Origin of the sequence: Streptomyces sp. NPDC001568 (assembly GCF_042893755.1) — a bacterium.
GTDB lineage: Bacteria > Actinomycetota > Actinomycetes > Streptomycetales > Streptomycetaceae > Streptomyces.
The window spans coordinates 170,777-185,284 of sequence record NZ_JBIAVF010000018.1; the positions used below are offsets into that span (position 1 = coordinate 170,777).

The 14,508-nt window shown below is 70.6% G+C and carries 14 protein-coding genes; 7 read left to right on the forward strand and 7 right to left on the reverse strand.

Features of this window, described 5'->3' with window-relative positions:
- Positions 1-85 precede the first annotated feature (85 nt).
- From ACFY0I_RS29980 to ACFY0I_RS29995, 4 genes are all read left to right on the forward strand, one after another.
- On the forward strand, positions 86-253 hold the full coding sequence (locus ACFY0I_RS29980) for a hypothetical protein (protein WP_388901682.1): 168 nt from the start codon (positions 86-88) through the stop codon (positions 251-253).
- 80 nt (positions 254-333) lie between these two features.
- Complete coding sequence (locus ACFY0I_RS29985) at positions 334-855, forward strand: cupin domain-containing protein (RefSeq protein ID WP_388901684.1); 522 nt, start codon at positions 334-336, stop codon at positions 853-855.
- Between the two features lie 312 nt (positions 856-1,167).
- A complete protein-coding gene (locus ACFY0I_RS29990) occupies positions 1,168-1,779 on the forward strand; it encodes an NIPSNAP family protein (RefSeq protein WP_388901685.1) in 612 nt (203 codons plus the stop codon).
- A 343-nt stretch (positions 1,780-2,122) separates the two neighbouring features.
- The gene (locus ACFY0I_RS29995; RefSeq protein WP_388901687.1) at positions 2,123-2,767 is read left to right on the forward strand and encodes a dihydrofolate reductase family protein; all 645 of its coding nucleotides are present in this window, start codon (positions 2,123-2,125) and stop codon (positions 2,765-2,767) included.
- A gap of 123 nt (positions 2,768-2,890) precedes the next feature.
- Here ACFY0I_RS29995 and ACFY0I_RS30000 read toward each other — a convergent pair whose 3' ends face one another.
- The gene (locus ACFY0I_RS30000; protein WP_388901688.1) at positions 2,891-3,484 is read right to left on the reverse strand and encodes a nitroreductase family protein; all 594 of its coding nucleotides are present in this window, start codon (positions 3,482-3,484) and stop codon (positions 2,891-2,893) included.
- A 245-nt stretch (positions 3,485-3,729) separates the two neighbouring features.
- Between ACFY0I_RS30000 and ACFY0I_RS30005 the strand changes: the two genes are divergently transcribed.
- Positions 3,730-4,134 (forward strand): GNAT family N-acetyltransferase, encoded by a 405-nt coding sequence (locus ACFY0I_RS30005; RefSeq protein WP_388901690.1) that lies wholly within the window; start codon positions 3,730-3,732, stop codon positions 4,132-4,134.
- A gap of 162 nt (positions 4,135-4,296) precedes the next feature.
- Here the strand turns inward: ACFY0I_RS30005 and ACFY0I_RS30010 are convergent, their stop codons facing one another.
- The 5 genes from ACFY0I_RS30010 to ACFY0I_RS30030 all read right to left on the reverse strand — a co-directional run bounded on the left by ACFY0I_RS30010 (position 4,297) and on the right by ACFY0I_RS30030 (position 10,655).
- Positions 4,297-4,485 carry a DUF6886 family protein gene (locus ACFY0I_RS30010; protein ID WP_388901692.1) on the reverse strand — a complete coding sequence of 63 codons (189 nt, stop codon included), beginning with the start codon at positions 4,483-4,485 and terminating at the stop codon, positions 4,297-4,299.
- Positions 4,486-5,054: 569 nt separating this feature from the next.
- A complete protein-coding gene (locus ACFY0I_RS30015) occupies positions 5,055-6,782 on the reverse strand; it encodes a thiamine pyrophosphate-dependent enzyme (RefSeq protein WP_388901693.1) in 1,728 nt (575 codons plus the stop codon).
- Between the two features lie 212 nt (positions 6,783-6,994).
- Positions 6,995-8,425, reverse strand: coding sequence for a DUF2252 domain-containing protein (locus ACFY0I_RS30020; RefSeq protein WP_388901695.1), 1,431 nt, complete (start codon positions 8,423-8,425; stop codon positions 6,995-6,997).
- Between the two features lie 305 nt (positions 8,426-8,730).
- Positions 8,731-9,483: an ArsR/SmtB family transcription factor gene (locus ACFY0I_RS30025; RefSeq protein WP_388901768.1), complete on the reverse strand. Its 753-nt coding sequence runs from the start codon at positions 9,481-9,483 to the stop codon at positions 8,731-8,733.
- Between the two features lie 536 nt (positions 9,484-10,019).
- The gene (locus ACFY0I_RS30030) at positions 10,020-10,655 is read right to left on the reverse strand and encodes a TIGR03086 family metal-binding protein (protein ID WP_388901697.1); all 636 of its coding nucleotides are present in this window, start codon (positions 10,653-10,655) and stop codon (positions 10,020-10,022) included.
- A 98-nt stretch (positions 10,656-10,753) separates the two neighbouring features.
- Here ACFY0I_RS30030 and ACFY0I_RS30035 point away from each other — a divergent pair, with 98 nt between their 5' ends.
- Together ACFY0I_RS30035 and ACFY0I_RS30040 are read left to right on the forward strand one after the other, a co-directional pair.
- Complete coding sequence (locus ACFY0I_RS30035) at positions 10,754-11,725, forward strand: helix-turn-helix transcriptional regulator (protein WP_388901699.1); 972 nt, start codon at positions 10,754-10,756, stop codon at positions 11,723-11,725.
- 60 nt (positions 11,726-11,785) lie between these two features.
- On the forward strand, positions 11,786-12,745 hold the full coding sequence (locus ACFY0I_RS30040) for a DUF1152 domain-containing protein (RefSeq protein ID WP_388901701.1): 960 nt from the start codon (positions 11,786-11,788) through the stop codon (positions 12,743-12,745).
- Between the two features lie 165 nt (positions 12,746-12,910).
- Here ACFY0I_RS30040 and ACFY0I_RS30045 read toward each other — a convergent pair whose 3' ends face one another.
- Entirely contained in the window at positions 12,911-14,209 is a 1,299-nt protein-coding gene (locus ACFY0I_RS30045; RefSeq protein ID WP_388901770.1) for a diacylglycerol/lipid kinase family protein, read from the reverse strand.
- Positions 14,210-14,508 lie beyond the last annotated feature (299 nt).

Sequence of the window (14,508 nt, forward strand, 5' to 3'; positions counted from 1 at the left end):
CTCCCTTGCAGGACTGTCCCGATCGGTAGTAAATTCGGGACTGTCCCGATCGAAACAATGCTGCCACAGTCACGACGAGATTCCCATGACCGCGTACGCACTGTTCGACAACAACGAGGTCACCGACCCGGCCGCCGCCCGCGGTTGGTTCGACGTCCTCGACCACCAGGAGCTCAAGGCCCAGCGGCAGTCCGGCTCCAAGGCCAACGTCACCCTCTTCGGGACCGGTCCTTCCGGACCCGTACAGGCCTGAGCAACTGCCCGGCGGCGTCGGGCAGCCGCCCAGGCAGAGCGCAGAGCTTGGATGTCGAACCCGAACGACAGGAGAGCACGATGTCGTACCCGCAACACCCGCAGTACCCCGAAGCCCGCTACCACGGAGACAGGGGAGAGGTGAACGCGTCCTTCCGTACGGCCGATACGCCGGCGGACCTCATCTCGCCCGGTGGTGACGCCTACCGCTACCTCGCCACGCACGCGTCGACCGGTGGCCAGTACGGCCTGTACCAGGTGGATCTGGCGGCAGGTGCCGCCGGCGCCAAGACCCACTTCCACAAGGCGATGTCGGAGTCCTTCTACGTCCTTTCCGGAGAACTGGAGCTCTTCAACGGCGAGAAGTGGGTGACGGGCCGGGCCGGTGACTTCCTGTACGTGCCGGTCGGCGGCCTGCACGGCTTCAAGAACGTGACGGACGAGCCCATGTCGATGCTCATGCTCTTTTCCCCGGGCGCGCCGCGTGAGGAGTTCTTCGAGGGCGTCGCGGAAGTGGCGCAGCGCGGCAGCGCGGAACTCAAGGAGTTCCGGGTGCGGCACGACAGCTACTTCGAGGAGGACTTCGAGCCGGGGGTGGTGTAGTTGGCGCTGTAGTGGGCCGCCGTTGAGGATCCACGCGGTCGCTCCCGTAGGGTTCCCCTCCGAGCCCCACGAGGTCCGCCAGGACCCGTTCGAAAGTTCCCCGGGCCTGCGGTCTGCGGTCGAGTACGCCGAGCGCCATCCGTGCGAAGGCGCTCCCGCGAACCGTCCGGCGAGCAGTCCCCGGAGGAGGCGCTCGTGTCGCCGACCGTCGGGCAATTGGGCTGAACAGGATCGCCCGGTGATTCCATCCTTGCGCTTTCCCGCCGGTCCACTGACAGGGGGTGTCAGTGGACCGGCTCTAGCATCCGGGCCATGAACGTCATAGTCGAGCTTCGCCAATACACCCTCCACCCGGGCGCCCTGGACACCTTGGTCGACCTCTTCGAGCAGGAATTCGTCACGGGTCAGGAGGCGGCCGGCATCACCGTAGGTGGTCGTTTCCGCGATCTGGACGACCCGGACCGCTTCGTGTGGCTACGCAGTTTTCCGAACATGGAGGCAAGGGAGCGGGTGTTGCAGGCCTTCTACGGCGGCCCCGTATGGCAGGCACATCGCGAGCGGGCCAACACGACCATGATCGACTCGCACGATGTGCTCCTGCTGCGCGGACCGGGCTTCGCTGCCCAGAACAGCACGGGGCCCGTCGTCGCAACCATCTGCCACCCCCTGGAACCCATGGCGTTCGCGGACCACTTCGAGCAGCACCTGCGCCCCGCTCTGGCCGCTGCCGGAACCCCGGCGCAGGCGGTACACCGCTCCGAGCACGCGGAGAACACCTTCCCCGCACTACCGATCCGAGCCGATGCGGACGTTCTGCTCTGGTTCACCGCTGGGCGGGCGCCGCGCCTCCCGGACCTCTCGACCCGGCTGCATTCGGTTCCGCAGCAGCTGCGACTCGAGCCCGTCCGGGTACGACAGCCGTAGGTGTGCTCGTCGACCTTCCCGATGTGCCCGTCGGACGCTTCGACTTCGAAGCCGGCCGGGCGTGCGCCGGGCGTGCAGGGTGACTCCGGGTTCGCATCGCCACACATCGTCGTCGTCGTACGTCGGGGACGCTGCCGGGAGGACGACGCACTCCTTCGCCCGCGTTCCGGCGGTCGCACCGCCCGAACACACGATCTGCCGCGACAGCGCCGGAGCGAACCGCGCGCGAAGCCCGTGGGTCGCGACACTGAGCGGGGCGCTTCCCGGCCGGTCACGGAAACAGCGATGAGACTTCCCGGTCCGGAGGGTCTCACCATCGTTGTCGACACCACAGGAGTGGCACGTGACCCAGCTGCTGAAAGTCCAGAACTTCAACGTCTCAAGCGACGGGATCGGTGCCGGTGAGGACCAGACCCTTGAGAGGCCATTCGGGCATGTCGACCCCGAGAGGCTGTTCTCCTGGGCCGGCGCCACGGCGAGCTGGCCCATGCGCACCGAGCCCGGGGGGAGCCGGGGCATCGACGATTACCTCACGCGGGATTACGCCCACAACATCGGCGCCGAGATCATGGGCCGCAACAAGTTCGGGCCCCATCGCGGGCCCTGGCGCAACCATGAATGGCAGGGGTGGTGGGGTGATGAGCCTCCGTTCCACACCCCGGTGTTCGTCCTGACCCACCACGAGCGCCCTTCGCTCACGCTCTCCGACACCACGTTCCACTTCGTCGACGGGCCCCCTGCCACGGTTCTCCAGCAGGCCCGGGAGGCCGCGCAGGGCAAGGACGTCCGACTCGGTGGTGGGGCCACGACCATCCGGGAGTTCCTCGACGCGGACTTGGTCGACACCCTGCACGTGGCGGTCTCACCGGTGAAGCTCGGGTCCGGAGTACGCCTCTGGGACTCCCCCGACGAGCTGCTCGACCGCTTCCACCTGGAGCTCGTTCCCAGCCCGAGCGGGGTGACGCACCACCTGTTCTGGCGGAAATGAAGCGTCTTCCGTCTTCCAGCTTCCCCTGCCGAAGCCCTTTTGCCGACGTCCTCGACGACGGGGACGAGGGCGGGTGCGCCGGGTCGGTGTCCGCCCGGATGGTCCGCCGGACCGTTCCGCGTCCTACGACCGTCCGGACAACGGATCCGAGCGGAGTTCGGCAGTGCTGCGCCGCGCCCGTATCGCCGGCGGGGTTTCGGCACATTTGCCCACGGCGATCATGGAAACGATCGCCCAGCCCGGATTCGGGTCGAGCTCTTCGGTGAGGGCCGTGAGGTCGAAGGCGCGGAACTGGTGGGACGACAGGCCCATCGCCTGGGCCTGGATGGTCAGGTGCGCCACGGCCTGCCCGAGGTCGTAGTCGGCGAACTCGGAGTAGACGGTTCCCGAGTCGTCGAAGTACCGGCGGGTGAACGTGACGATGAGCAGACTCGCGTCCACGGCCCAGCGGGCGGAGCCGGCTGCAAGACGAGGCACCACGCGGGCGTACTCCGGCTCGCCGGGCCTCACCGGCAGGAAGCCCCACGGCTGGGAGTTCCCGGCGGAGGGCGCCCACCTGGCCGCTTCGAGCAGCAGATCGAGGGCACGGTCATCGACTTTGACCGACGGGTCGAACGTGTACGGGCTGAATCGGCCGTTCAGGAGCGGGTGTACCCCATCGAGCCACACAGGATCATCGGTCATATGGGCTGACAACAGCACGCCGACCTCGTTCATTTCCGGTCGGCGGCAGGTGTTCGGCATCCGCGATGCCTGCTGGTGTCCTCCGGTCGAAGCAGCGACCCCGGCTTCATCGTCAAGGAATGCCCAGGACGCGAGGACTGCCGGACGGGCAGAATGAACGGATGATCGTTGATCTTCCTCTGGGCCTGACGGCTCGACACCCCGTGGCTGACGACCATCTTCGCGTGCTCGCGGTACTGGATGAGTGGTGGGGCGGGCTCAAAGGTGAGGCAGGGGCGATGGAACGCGCTTTGCTGATGCCCCGGTTGTTCTTCCAGCACTTCACCACCACCAGTTTCCTCATCGAACGCGGTGACGCGGAGATCGCCGCCTTCCTCGTCGGTTTCCTGTCGCAGACGGAGCCCGACACCGCTTACGTGCACTTCGTCGGTGTCGACCCCACCCTGCGCGGGCAGGGTGTCGGGCGCGCCCTCTACCGCGCCTTCTTCGCGCTCGCCCGTTCGCACGGGCGCCGCTACGTACACTGCATCACCAGCGTGGAGAACAACGCGTCGCAGGTCTTCCACACTCGGCTCGGTTTCACGGCGTCGGGGGCGAAGCCGGACTACGACGGCCCCGGACTCGACCGAGTGGCGTTCACCATCGACCTCTCCCGGGGCCCGGAGGCCGCGGACGAAGGATGAGGCGAAAGCCCTGGGGGTTCGTCCCTGCCCGGCCTGCTCGACGTCCTCCTGCCGTTCGCCCTCGACCGGGGGCGACCGTTCCTTCTCAGGCCGCCCCAGTGCCTGCCGCACGGGTGCCCCTGCCGACCGCCGCTGTGGAGCTGATGGACGGTCTGCGGGTCATCAAGCCCCGGCGGTGCGGGCATCGGGGCGGGGGAGTGGGAGTGCGTTGCGGAGGCGGATGCCGCCGAAGCTCGGGGTGCCGGCGGTGACGGCGTCCCAAAAGTCCCACAGGTTGTCCAGGACGCGGAGTTGGCTGCCGGCGTCCTGGTGCAGCCGCAGGAGGTCGCCGACGGGCTCGGCCGGACCCACGCCCACGGCCTACGCATCGCTCCCGCGGTGCTTCCTGAAGAGCGCTTCGCGTGACCGGGGCAGGGCCTGGCGGCCGTCGACCCGGTCGTGGCCACTAGAGTCGAGGCCATGGGGGATCGGACACGTGTGAAGCACTGCAAACAGTGCCGTCGGCCGCTCGACGGGCGCAGCCGGTGGCGACGCCCGAAGCGGTTCTGCAGCCGTCGGCACCGCCTGAGGTACTGGGTGGAGGAGGTCTTGGACGCCGTCCTGAGCTAGTGACTCGCCCCACTCATCGCTCGGCCGGCACCCTGGACGGGGCGCACACCCCACACCCGGGACGAGGCACACACACCGGTGTCCCGGTCAACGGCCCGTATCTCGGCGAGCATCGCATTCCCTGATCGGGGTGGAGACCGGCCCGCACGCCCGCATTCCGAACACGGGCCAGAGATCGCTGCGCCGGCTCGTCCGGCGGGGCGCCGACACAGGGCGTCGAGCCGTCCCGAGCCCTTCATCGGAGCCCGACCCTTTCCCTCGGACCATCCGAATCCTCAACGCACGCCCTGGGGCGGGCAGCGGGGGAGCCGTCACCTTTCGCGGCTGGGGAGGTTCTCCTTCAGTTTGGCGATGGCGAAGCCCCACCCCTGGGCCGCGGTGGGCTTCGCCGGTACGGCGATCTCCTCGGGATTGGTCAGGACGTCCAGCACGACCGGTCCGGGCGTCTTCAAGGCGCGGCGGACGGCATCGTCCAGGTGGTCCGGGTCGGTGACCCGGATACCGGTGATGCCGAGCGCGGTGGCGACGGCAGCGAAGTCCGGGTTGTCCAGTTCCGTACCGAACTCGGGCAGCCCCGCCTGTTCCTGTTCGAGCTTGACCATGCCCAGCCGGCGGTTGTCGAAGACCACGAGCTTGATCGGAAGCCGGTACGTCTTGATCGTCATCAGGTCTCCGAGCAGCATGCTCAGGCCCCCGTCACCGCAGAAGGCCACGACCTGCCGCTCGGGCGCCCACAGCTGAGCCCCGATGGACTGCGGCATCGCGTTGGCCATGGAGCCGAGGTTGTAGGAGCCGATCAGGCGCCGGGAGCCGTGCATGGAGACGAAGCGGGAGAGCCAGACGGTCGCCATACCCGTGTCGGAGGTGAAGACCGCGTCGTCGGCCGCGTGCGCGTCCACCGCCGCGGCCAGCGCCTCGGGGCGGATCTCGTGATCGCGATTGTCGAACACCGCCCGCAGTTTGCCGGTCCAGCGGTGTTCGTGACGGGGATCGGCCAGCCGCCCCTGCCCTTCCCGCCAGCTCTCGAACCTTTCCACGGAGTCCTCGAGGTGGGCCCGGTCCGGGGCCTTGTCCAGCAGCGGCAGCAGGGCGCGCAAGGTGGCGCCGACGTCACCCGCCAGGCCCACGTCGACGGGGACCCGTCGGCCGAGGCGCTCCTCGCTGGTGTCGATCTGGACCACCTTGGCACCCTCGGGGTACCAGTCCCGGTACGGGAAGTCGGTGCCCAGCATGAGCAGGGCGTCCGTGCTGTCCAGAGCGTGCGCGGCGGCGGGGTTGCCGATGAGCCCGGTCTGCCCCACCTGGAAGGGGTTGTCGCCCTCGAAGCCCTCCTTGGCCTTCAAGGTCAGCACCATCGGCGCGGAGAGGTGGTCGGCCAGGCGCAGCACTTCGTCCCGGGCGTCGCGGGCTCCCCGCCCCACGAGCAGGGTGACGCGGGAGGCCGCGTTCAGCAGGTCGGCCGCGTCCGCGAGGGCCGGGTCGTCCGGTCGGGTCACGGGCCGATCGAGCGCGAACCGGGCGGGCCGGTCCTGCGGCACCTCCTGGTCGCCCAGGTCGCCCGGAATCGTCAGTACCGCTACGCCGCCGCGACTGATCGCGGCGCGCACCGCGGATTCGAGCATCCGCGGCATCTGTTCCGGCGAGGTGACGGTGGCGCGGTAGACGGCTACGTCCCGGAAGAGCAGATCGTTGTCGACCTCCTGGAAGTAGTCGCTGCCGATCTCGGCCAAGGGGACCTGGCCGCAGATCGCCAGCACCGGCGCGTGGCTCTTGGCCGCGTCGTACAGCCCGTTGAGCAGGTGCACGGAACCAGGACCGACGGTGCCCATGCACACGCCCAAGGTGCCCGACAGCTGGGACTGCGCGCCGGCCGCGAAGGCCGCCGCCTCCTCGTGCCGGCACCCCACCCAGTCAAGGTCCTCGGTGGTGCGAATGGCGTCGGTCAGGGGGTTCAGGGCGTCGCCGACGACGCCGAAGACGTGCTGAACGCCCAGCTCCTTCAGCGCGTCGACGATCACGTGAGCGACGGTGCGTGCCACTTCGATGCCCTTCGTTCGGTGCGGTTCCCCCCGCCGAGAACCGCGTGCGCGGGGAGACGGCCGTCATCAGCCGTCTCCCCGTCGCATGCCCCGCCCGCGGTCCCTGATGCCATCGCGACCGCAGGTCGTACCGACTGGCAGGCGGCGGCGCACTGTCCGCGCCGCACCGGCCGCCGAAAGCGGGCGGGTGCGTTGTGGATGTCCGTCACGACTCAGTCGGTCGGGAGTTCCGCCGCCGGCAGGCGTCCCGTGCGCACCGCGTCGACCAGGGCCTGGTGGTCACGCTCGTTCTGGTCGGCATAGGCCTCCGCGAAGGTGACCAGGGCGCGGTCGAAGGAGGCGCCGCCGCCCAGGTAGGAGGCGATCGCGATCCGGTCGCCCGACCGGGCGTGCGCGCGGGCCAGGGTGATGCCGCAGATGTCGGCGAACGCCGCCAACTGTCCGAGCGACATCGTCTCCGGCATCGCGATGCCCTTCCAGTCGCGCAACTGACGGATGTAGAAGTCTCGACGCCTGCCGTCGATCCCGTCGACCCGTTCCCAGCCGAGGAACATGTCGCTGGCGGCCTGCATCAGCCGTTGCCCCGCGACCACCCGCTCGCCCTGGTTGCGGTACTGGCTCGCCCCGACGTGGTCGGCGAGCACGGAGGTGCCTGCCTCCTTGGCCTGCAGGAGCAACGGGTCCCCGCCGTCCCGCCCGAGCAGCAGGAAGATCCAGCACCGGGTTCCCACGCTGCCGACCCCCACCACCTTGCGGGCGACGTCCCGTAGCCGGTAGTCCCGCAGCAGGTGGCGCCGGTCGGACGGCAGGGTGAGGCCGTACCGCTCGATGAGCCCGCTGAACTGACTTTCCAGCGTGGCGCGTTCGGCGTCCGGCAGCAGATCGGCCGCCGGTACGAGCAGCGGAGGGTCCGGCGCGATCATGGCTTGGCCGTCGACCATCCGTGTGAGTTTGCCGAACACCTGCAGCGTGTCCCGGGTGCGTGCCCTCGCCATGGCGCGGTCCAGCTTCAGCCGGCCCTTCTTGTGGAGCCGGCCCGTGGCCAGCTCCTTGAGGCGGGCGGCGTCGATCTTCGAATACCAGACGTCGAGGTTCCCCATGTCGGCGAAGCGGATCATCGATTCCCGGTACGAGCGCACGGTGCGGCTCACGACGCGGGCGCGCTCGGCGTCGTCCAAGCCGTTCGCCCTGCCGGCGATGACGAAACTCGCCGCCAGTCGTTTGACGTCCCACTCCCAAGGGCCCGGCAGCGTCTCGTCAAAGTCGTTGATGTCGAACATCAGCTCCCGCTCCGGGGATGCCAGCAGGCGGAAGTTCAGCAGGTGTGCGTCTCCGCACAACTGGGCGGAGATCCCGGAGTCGGGAGTGCCCGCGAGGTCGGAGGCCATGACCGCGGCGGCGCCCCGGTAGAACCGGAACGGGGACTCCGTCATCCGGCCGTAGCGGATCGGCACCAGCTCCGGCACCCGGGTGGCGGACTGTGCCTCCAGGATCGCCAGTGGGTCCCGCCCGTTCTCGGAGGGCTCGTACGCCGCGTGTCCCGAGCGTGGTGAGCGGCGACGGGCCTCCCTGCCACGTGCCGCACGTTCGGCTGCGGTCGCGTGGAGCGACTCGCGCATCGCCGTGGTCGCGTGCCGTTGCATCCGAGGCCCTCCTGCCTGGCCCTACGGCCGTCGAGCCGCCCCGGCACCGAGGCCGGCGCGGTTCCCCCGCCGCCTGCCGCCCACGGGCGGGGGGCGAAGGATCGGGGCTCCTCGCGCTGGGGTGCCGAGCCCCCTTCCGTCGCTCACGGGGAGCACCGGGCGGCGGCGGAGTTGTCGGGCGTCCACGGGAGAGGAGCCTCCCTGCACACCCTAGATCCGTCCCGGTTACCCCGCACGGCAAGGCGGGTCTCCCGCCCCTGGCGGGCCGGGCCGAATCCCCGGCGATGCGGTCGGCCGGGCGGGGGTCAGTTCCAGGCGGGGAGGGGCAGGGGCCTGCCCGTTTCGAGGTAGGTCTTGAGGTTGGACAGGACGGCCGACCAGCCGCCGGCGGCCTGATGACGTTCGGCTTCGTCACGCAGGTTCACGTGCGTGACGGTGAGTTGGACGGTGCCGCCGAGCGGCTTGAGGTTGAAAGTCACGGTTGAGGGCCCGTCGGGGCGGTCCTCTCCTGGGACGGCCCAGGTGAGGACGAGGCGTTCGGCCGGTACGGCTTCGATGATGGTTCCCGCCACGTCTGCGGTGTTGGAGCCGTCGGTGCGCCGGTGCTCCCAGGTGGAGCCGGGCTGCCAGTCGGAGACGTTGGAGTGGCCCCAGTAGGCGGCGGTCGTCTCGGGGTCGGTGAGGGCTTCCCAGACCTTTTCGGGGGTGGCTTCGATGTAGGTGGTGTAGACGAAGTCGGGCTTGCCGGCCATGGCTTGTTCCGCTTTCCGTTTCAGGCCGCTGAGGGCGCGCAGGCGGGGGCGTTCGAACTTGTCGATCCACCGCTCCTGGATTTCGTGGAGGGGTACGGGGTTGAGGTAGTGGAGTTTTTCCCGGCCCCGACGGACGGTGCTGACGAGGTTCGCGGCTTCCAGAAGTCCCAGGTGCTGGGTGGTCGACTGGCGGGCCATGCCCAGGCCCTCGCACAGTTCTCCGAGGCTCTGGCCGTTGTTCTCGTGCAGCCGGTCCAGGAGTCGCCGGCGGGTCGCATCGGACAGGGCTTTGAAGACCCGGTCCATCTCATCGCTCACGCCCTCCATCATGCAGGCATTTGCCTGCACGTCAAAGCGGGGACACCTCGGACCGCCCCCTCGGAACCCGAGGAAGCGGCCCTGACGTGCGAAAACCACCCTCCACCCTGCCGCAGCCAGACCGCTCCCACGCCCGTCACTCGAGATGCGCCCGGAAGTCGGGGCGTATCCGCGTTCGCGGCGGAGCGGCTGACAGTGGCGCTCGGGGACCCGCTACCGATGGGGCGTCCGGAGGTCACGGCCCGGAGGGTCGATGACCTCGTCGAGGCGGGCCTGCTCGTGTGGTCGGGCTCCGTCCGCCGGACCCCGGACGTCCACGGCGCTGATCGCGGAGGCGGTGGAGGCTCCGTGGATCGGGCCGGTCCGCACGCGGGCCGGCACGGTGTGGCGGATCCAGTGCGACGAGCGCCGGGCGCGTGCCGGACATGGATCGCATGCTCCCGCCCGCCGAGCTCCGGGACCATAAGCAGCCCCCTCCGGCTGACTCTTTCCGATCCGGAAGGCCGTCCCCCCGCGCTGGGCCCTCAAGGCCGGCGTCCGGCCCAGGCCACCAGCCGGTCGATGGCCGGGGCCTCGGGGTTCACGGCCACCACCTCTGCGAACGGGATCCGCCCGCCGCGGGTTTCGGCCGGCAGCGCGCGGCGTACGACGCCGAGCACACGCTCGATGAGTGCCGGGTCCCACTCCGGGGCCTGCCCGGTCGCCCTGGCCAGGTCCCAGGTGTGCACGGTCAGTTCGTGGGTGTACACGGCCGCGGCGGCCACGCCCGGCAGGACGCCCATCGGCAGGCGCAGCTGCCGGTCGAGGATGCCCGGATCCGCCCACACCTCGGCGACCTCACGGGCACCCGGCACCCAGGCCGCGGCCCATGCGCCGTCGGAGATCTCGTCGGCGAAGGACGGGACGCTGAATGGATCCTCGCCGCGCCCGATCACCGCAATGCGGCGCACGACGGCGACGAGGTGGCTCGACAGCCGCCGTACATCGAACTCCTCGCAGGGGGTCGGGGCGTCGTACTGCTCCGGCCGGACGGCGGCCAGCGTACGGCCGGCCAGCTCGACGGCCGCGGCGAGGTCGATCCGCGGATCGAAGGAGGAGGGGGTGGCGACCGTACCGGTGGAGTCGGACGGGGTCTCGATGCGCTGCTCGGTCTTGTTCATGGGTTCATCCTCCGAGTAGAAGTGGCCACCTTCTGGCCAGTTTTCCCATGAGAATTGAGAGGCGACGAAGCGGCACCCACGAAGGAGGAAAAGGGCACATGAGAGCCGACCGGTTGGTGGCGACCCTGCTCTTCCTCCAAGAACGCGGCCGCGTCACCGTCCCCGAAGTGGCCGCCGAGCTGGAAGTGTCCGAGCGCACCGCGCGCCGAGACCTGGAGGCCTTGGCCGCGGCCGGCATCCCCGTCCACTCGCAACGCGGCCGCGGCGGCGGCTGGTCCCTCGTCGGTGGGGCCCGTACCAACCTCACCGGGCTGACCGCCGACGAGACCCGGGCGCTCTTCCTCCTCACCGGCCCCCTGTCCGCCACTCCCGAACTGCGCACCACCCTGCGCAAACTGGTCCGGGCCCTGCCGCCGACGATGCGGGCGCAGGCCCATGCCGCGACCCGCGCGGGGATCGTCGACGCCACGGACTGGTCCCGCACCGCCGTCACCGCCGATACCGCCCATCGCTCCGCGCTCCAGGGCGCCGTCGTGGACGGGATCCGTGTCCGCCTCGGGTACGCGGGCGTCGGCAAACCAGCCGGCGAACGCACCGTCGACCCCCTCGGGCTCGTGGCCAAGGCCGGCGTGGACTACTTGGTCGCCGGTACGGACAAGGGCCTGCGCACCTTCCGGCTGAGCAGGGTCACCTCCGTCGAGCCGACCGGCGAACCGGTGGTCCGGCCGCCCGACTTCGACCTCGCCACGGCTTGGCGGACGCTGTCCGGAGCCTTCCAGGACGGCATGTACGCGGTGACCGCCCGGGCCCGCGTGCACCCGGACACGCTGGCCCTGTTGCAACGGTTCCTCGGCGGCCGCGTGCGCGTCGGAGGTCCGCAGCCCGACGGCTGGACCGAGGTGTGGATCGACGGCCCGGCCGCCAAGGCCCTGGCGGGGCACTTGGCCGGGCTGGGAGCAGGGGTCGAGGTCCTGGAGCCGCCGGATGTACGACAGTGGCTGGCCCGAATCGCCGCCGAACTCACGGGGCTGTACGCGGGGGAGGAACCGAACGGCCCCCTCGACCGGTAGCCCCTGGCGGGCACCGAAAATCCGGGGCGCGATCTTCGCGTGGCCCCCACAATGACCGGCATGACAGCCCTGCACGCCAACCCGCTCTTCGCCCGCCTCGACCGTGCCGAACGCGTGCTGGTGGCCGGCGCGGGCGGAGGGTTCGACATCTACGCCGGGCTCCCCATCGCGCTCTCCCTCATGCACCAGGGCAAGGACGTCCACCTGGCCAACCTCTCCTTCAGCTCCCTCGCCGGTCTTCCGATCGAGGACTGGGTGGCGCCCGACCTCGCCGCGATCACCCCCGAGACCGCGTCCCACCAGGCCTACTTCCCCGAGCGGACCCTCGCCCAGTGGCTCCGGCGGCTCGGCTACCCGTCGACGGTGTACGCCTTCCCGCAGGTCGGGGTGCAGCCCCTGCGCGCCGCCTACCGGGCACTGATCGACCTCCACCGCATCGACGCGGTCGTCCTGGTCGACGGGGGCACGGACATCCTGATGCGCGGTGACGAAGCCGGCCTCGGCACCCCCGAGGAGGACCTGGCCAGCGTCGCGGCGCTGGCAGCGCTGGACGACGTACCGGAGCGCCTCGTCGTGTCGGTCGGCTTCGGCGTGGACGCGTACCACGGAGTCAGCCATGGCCTGGTGCTGGAGAACATCGCGGCGCTGGAACGCGACGGGGCGTACCTCGGGGCGTTCTCGATACCGCGGGCCACCCGCGAGGGCACGCTCTACCTGGACGCGGTGGCGCACGCCCAGGAGCACACCCCCGACCGTCCCAGCATCGTGAACGGCTCCATCGCGGCGGCCGTGCGCGGTGCGTTCGGGGACGTCCGGTTCACCGAGCGCACCCGCGGCGGCGAGCTCTTCGTGAACCCGCTCATGTCGCTGTGCTTCGCCTTCGAGCTGCCGGCGCTGGCGGCCCGCTGCCTCTACCTGGACCGCATCGAGGACACCTCGCTGATGCGTCAGGTCCACTCGCGCATCGCCGAGTTCCGTGAGGAACTCGTCACCCGCCCGGCCCGGCGCATCCCCCACTGACCTCCTCCGGCCGGCCGGAGAGGAAGTGCCGGGGGTAGCGTCTGCGGCGCCCCGTTGGCCTCCAAGGGATGCCGGCTCAGGTGGTGGGCGGCGACGCGGCCACCACGTCGCCCCGGTCCGCCCGGGTTCCGGGCCGGTGCCGGGGCCGCCCGAGGGACCCCTGGGCTACCGACCGGAGCCCGCGGCCCGCCGCCCCGTCGTGAAGGCCAGTCTGCGCACCTCGGGCCAGTTCATCGGTACCCCGGCACCGGCTCCGGGCCGGTGCCGGGGTACCAGGACCCGCAGTGCTCCCGGTTCCACGTGGCAGCGCACCGGCGCGGGCATCGTCAGGGACTCGCCGTCCACACCGACCCGGATGACCGGATCGTCCGAGTCCACGACCACCTCGTGGGCACGGACCGAGGTCAGACCACCGGACCGGCCATGACGCAGGATCCCGGCCGCCTGCGCGGCGCTGGTCACCTTCACGCCCAGTACGCCGAGCGTGCCGGTGTCCAGCCGACTGCGCCTGCGAAGTCCCGCCGTGTCACCCCTGCCGTACGGATTGTTGCTCACCAGCACTGCCTGCGGGCCGTCCACGGCGAACCCGGAGGCGCGCACGCTGAGCCGGGGGCCGGTGTGGCGCGCGAGCAGGTCCGGCAACAGCGCCAGGATCGTACGGATCTTGTCGTCGCGGTACGCCGGGTTCCTGACCACCTCCGCGTACGTCCCGAAGGACGCGTTGTTCACGAAGGGCCGGCCGTCGATCCTGCCGAGGTCGACCCGGATCTCCACCCCGTCGGCCAAAGCGTCCAGGCAGGACGCCGGGTTGCTCCGGTCCAGTCCGAGGTCCAGGGCGAAGTGGTTGCGCGTACCCGCGCTGATGACCAGGAACGGGACGCCCCGCTCCGCGGCCACGCCGGCGACGAGTGCCTGCGTACCGTCGCCACCCGCGACTCCCAGCAGGTCGGCACCCTCGTCCACCGCCCGGTGCGCGAGAGCGGCGACGTCCTGGGGATGCTCCGGGTCGAGGAGCACCACGTCGGCGCCCATCGCCTCGGCCTTCTCGCGCAGGCGGAAGGAGCCGACCTTTCCGCCGCCGGAGCGGGGATTCATGATGATGTACGGCCGTAGCGGCGGCACGGCACGCAGCTCGGGCATCCGGGACCGGCCCTCCTGGACCAGCGCGGCACGCCCGCAAGCCGCGGCCAGGACCCACAGGAGGACCGAGCAGATCACCACCCAGAGCAATCCCACCCGGGCGAACCACACGATCACCGCCACGGGCGCCGCCACCAACAGCAGCGCCGCCATCCACCGGACGGGGCCACGGTGTGCCAGGACGAGCCAGGCGGCGACAGCGGTCAGGGCGACTCCGGCGAGCCCGACGCCCACCAGGACGACGCTCCGGAGCCCGGCGAAGACCAGCAGGACGACGAGGGCCGCCGCGCCGGACAGCAGGGCCAGACGTGCCTGGGCGTGCATGCTCACGTGGGGAGCCTCCGTTCAGCGACGCGTCTTCTCGTTCACGTCCTGGGATCCGAGGGGCTCCGTGCCCCTTGAGCCCCGTCTTCACCCCACCATGGACGCGGCGAGCCGGCGACGCGACCGCCGGAGCGCCTCGGCGGTGGCATGCGGACCTCCGGCCCGCCCGCGGACATGATCCGACGGCGACACAAGGGGATGCGGAAGGCGACGCGGAATGTACGGCGCGACCGGATGCCAGTGGCGCAACCGCAACCGCAACCGCTACCGCAACCGCGTCGCCGGTCGTGCAGGACCGC

Coding starts and splice junctions, on each gene's coding strand:
- ACFY0I_RS29980 (WP_388901682.1), top strand. CDS start 86: ATGACCGCGTACGCACTGTTCGACAACAACGAGGTCACCGACCCGGCC.
- ACFY0I_RS29985 (WP_388901684.1), top strand. CDS start 334: ATGTCGTACCCGCAACACCCGCAGTACCCCGAAGCCCGCTACCACGGA.
- ACFY0I_RS29990 (WP_388901685.1), top strand. CDS start 1,168: ATGAACGTCATAGTCGAGCTTCGCCAATACACCCTCCACCCGGGCGCC.
- ACFY0I_RS30000 (WP_388901688.1), bottom strand. CDS start 3,484: ATGAACGAGGTCGGCGTGCTGTTGTCAGCCCATATGACCGATGATCCT.
- ACFY0I_RS30005 (WP_388901690.1), top strand. CDS start 3,730: ATGGAACGCGCTTTGCTGATGCCCCGGTTGTTCTTCCAGCACTTCACC.
- ACFY0I_RS30020 (WP_388901695.1), bottom strand. CDS start 8,425: ATGCAACGGCACGCGACCACGGCGATGCGCGAGTCGCTCCACGCGACC.
- ACFY0I_RS30025 (WP_388901768.1), bottom strand. CDS start 9,483: ATGGACCGGGTCTTCAAAGCCCTGTCCGATGCGACCCGCCGGCGACTC.
- ACFY0I_RS30030 (WP_388901697.1), bottom strand. CDS start 10,655: ATGAACAAGACCGAGCAGCGCATCGAGACCCCGTCCGACTCCACCGGT.
- ACFY0I_RS30035 (WP_388901699.1), top strand. CDS start 10,754: ATGAGAGCCGACCGGTTGGTGGCGACCCTGCTCTTCCTCCAAGAACGC.
- ACFY0I_RS30040 (WP_388901701.1), top strand. CDS start 11,786: ATGACAGCCCTGCACGCCAACCCGCTCTTCGCCCGCCTCGACCGTGCC.
- ACFY0I_RS30045 (WP_388901770.1), bottom strand. CDS start 14,209: ATGCACGCCCAGGCACGTCTGGCCCTGCTGTCCGGCGCGGCGGCCCTC.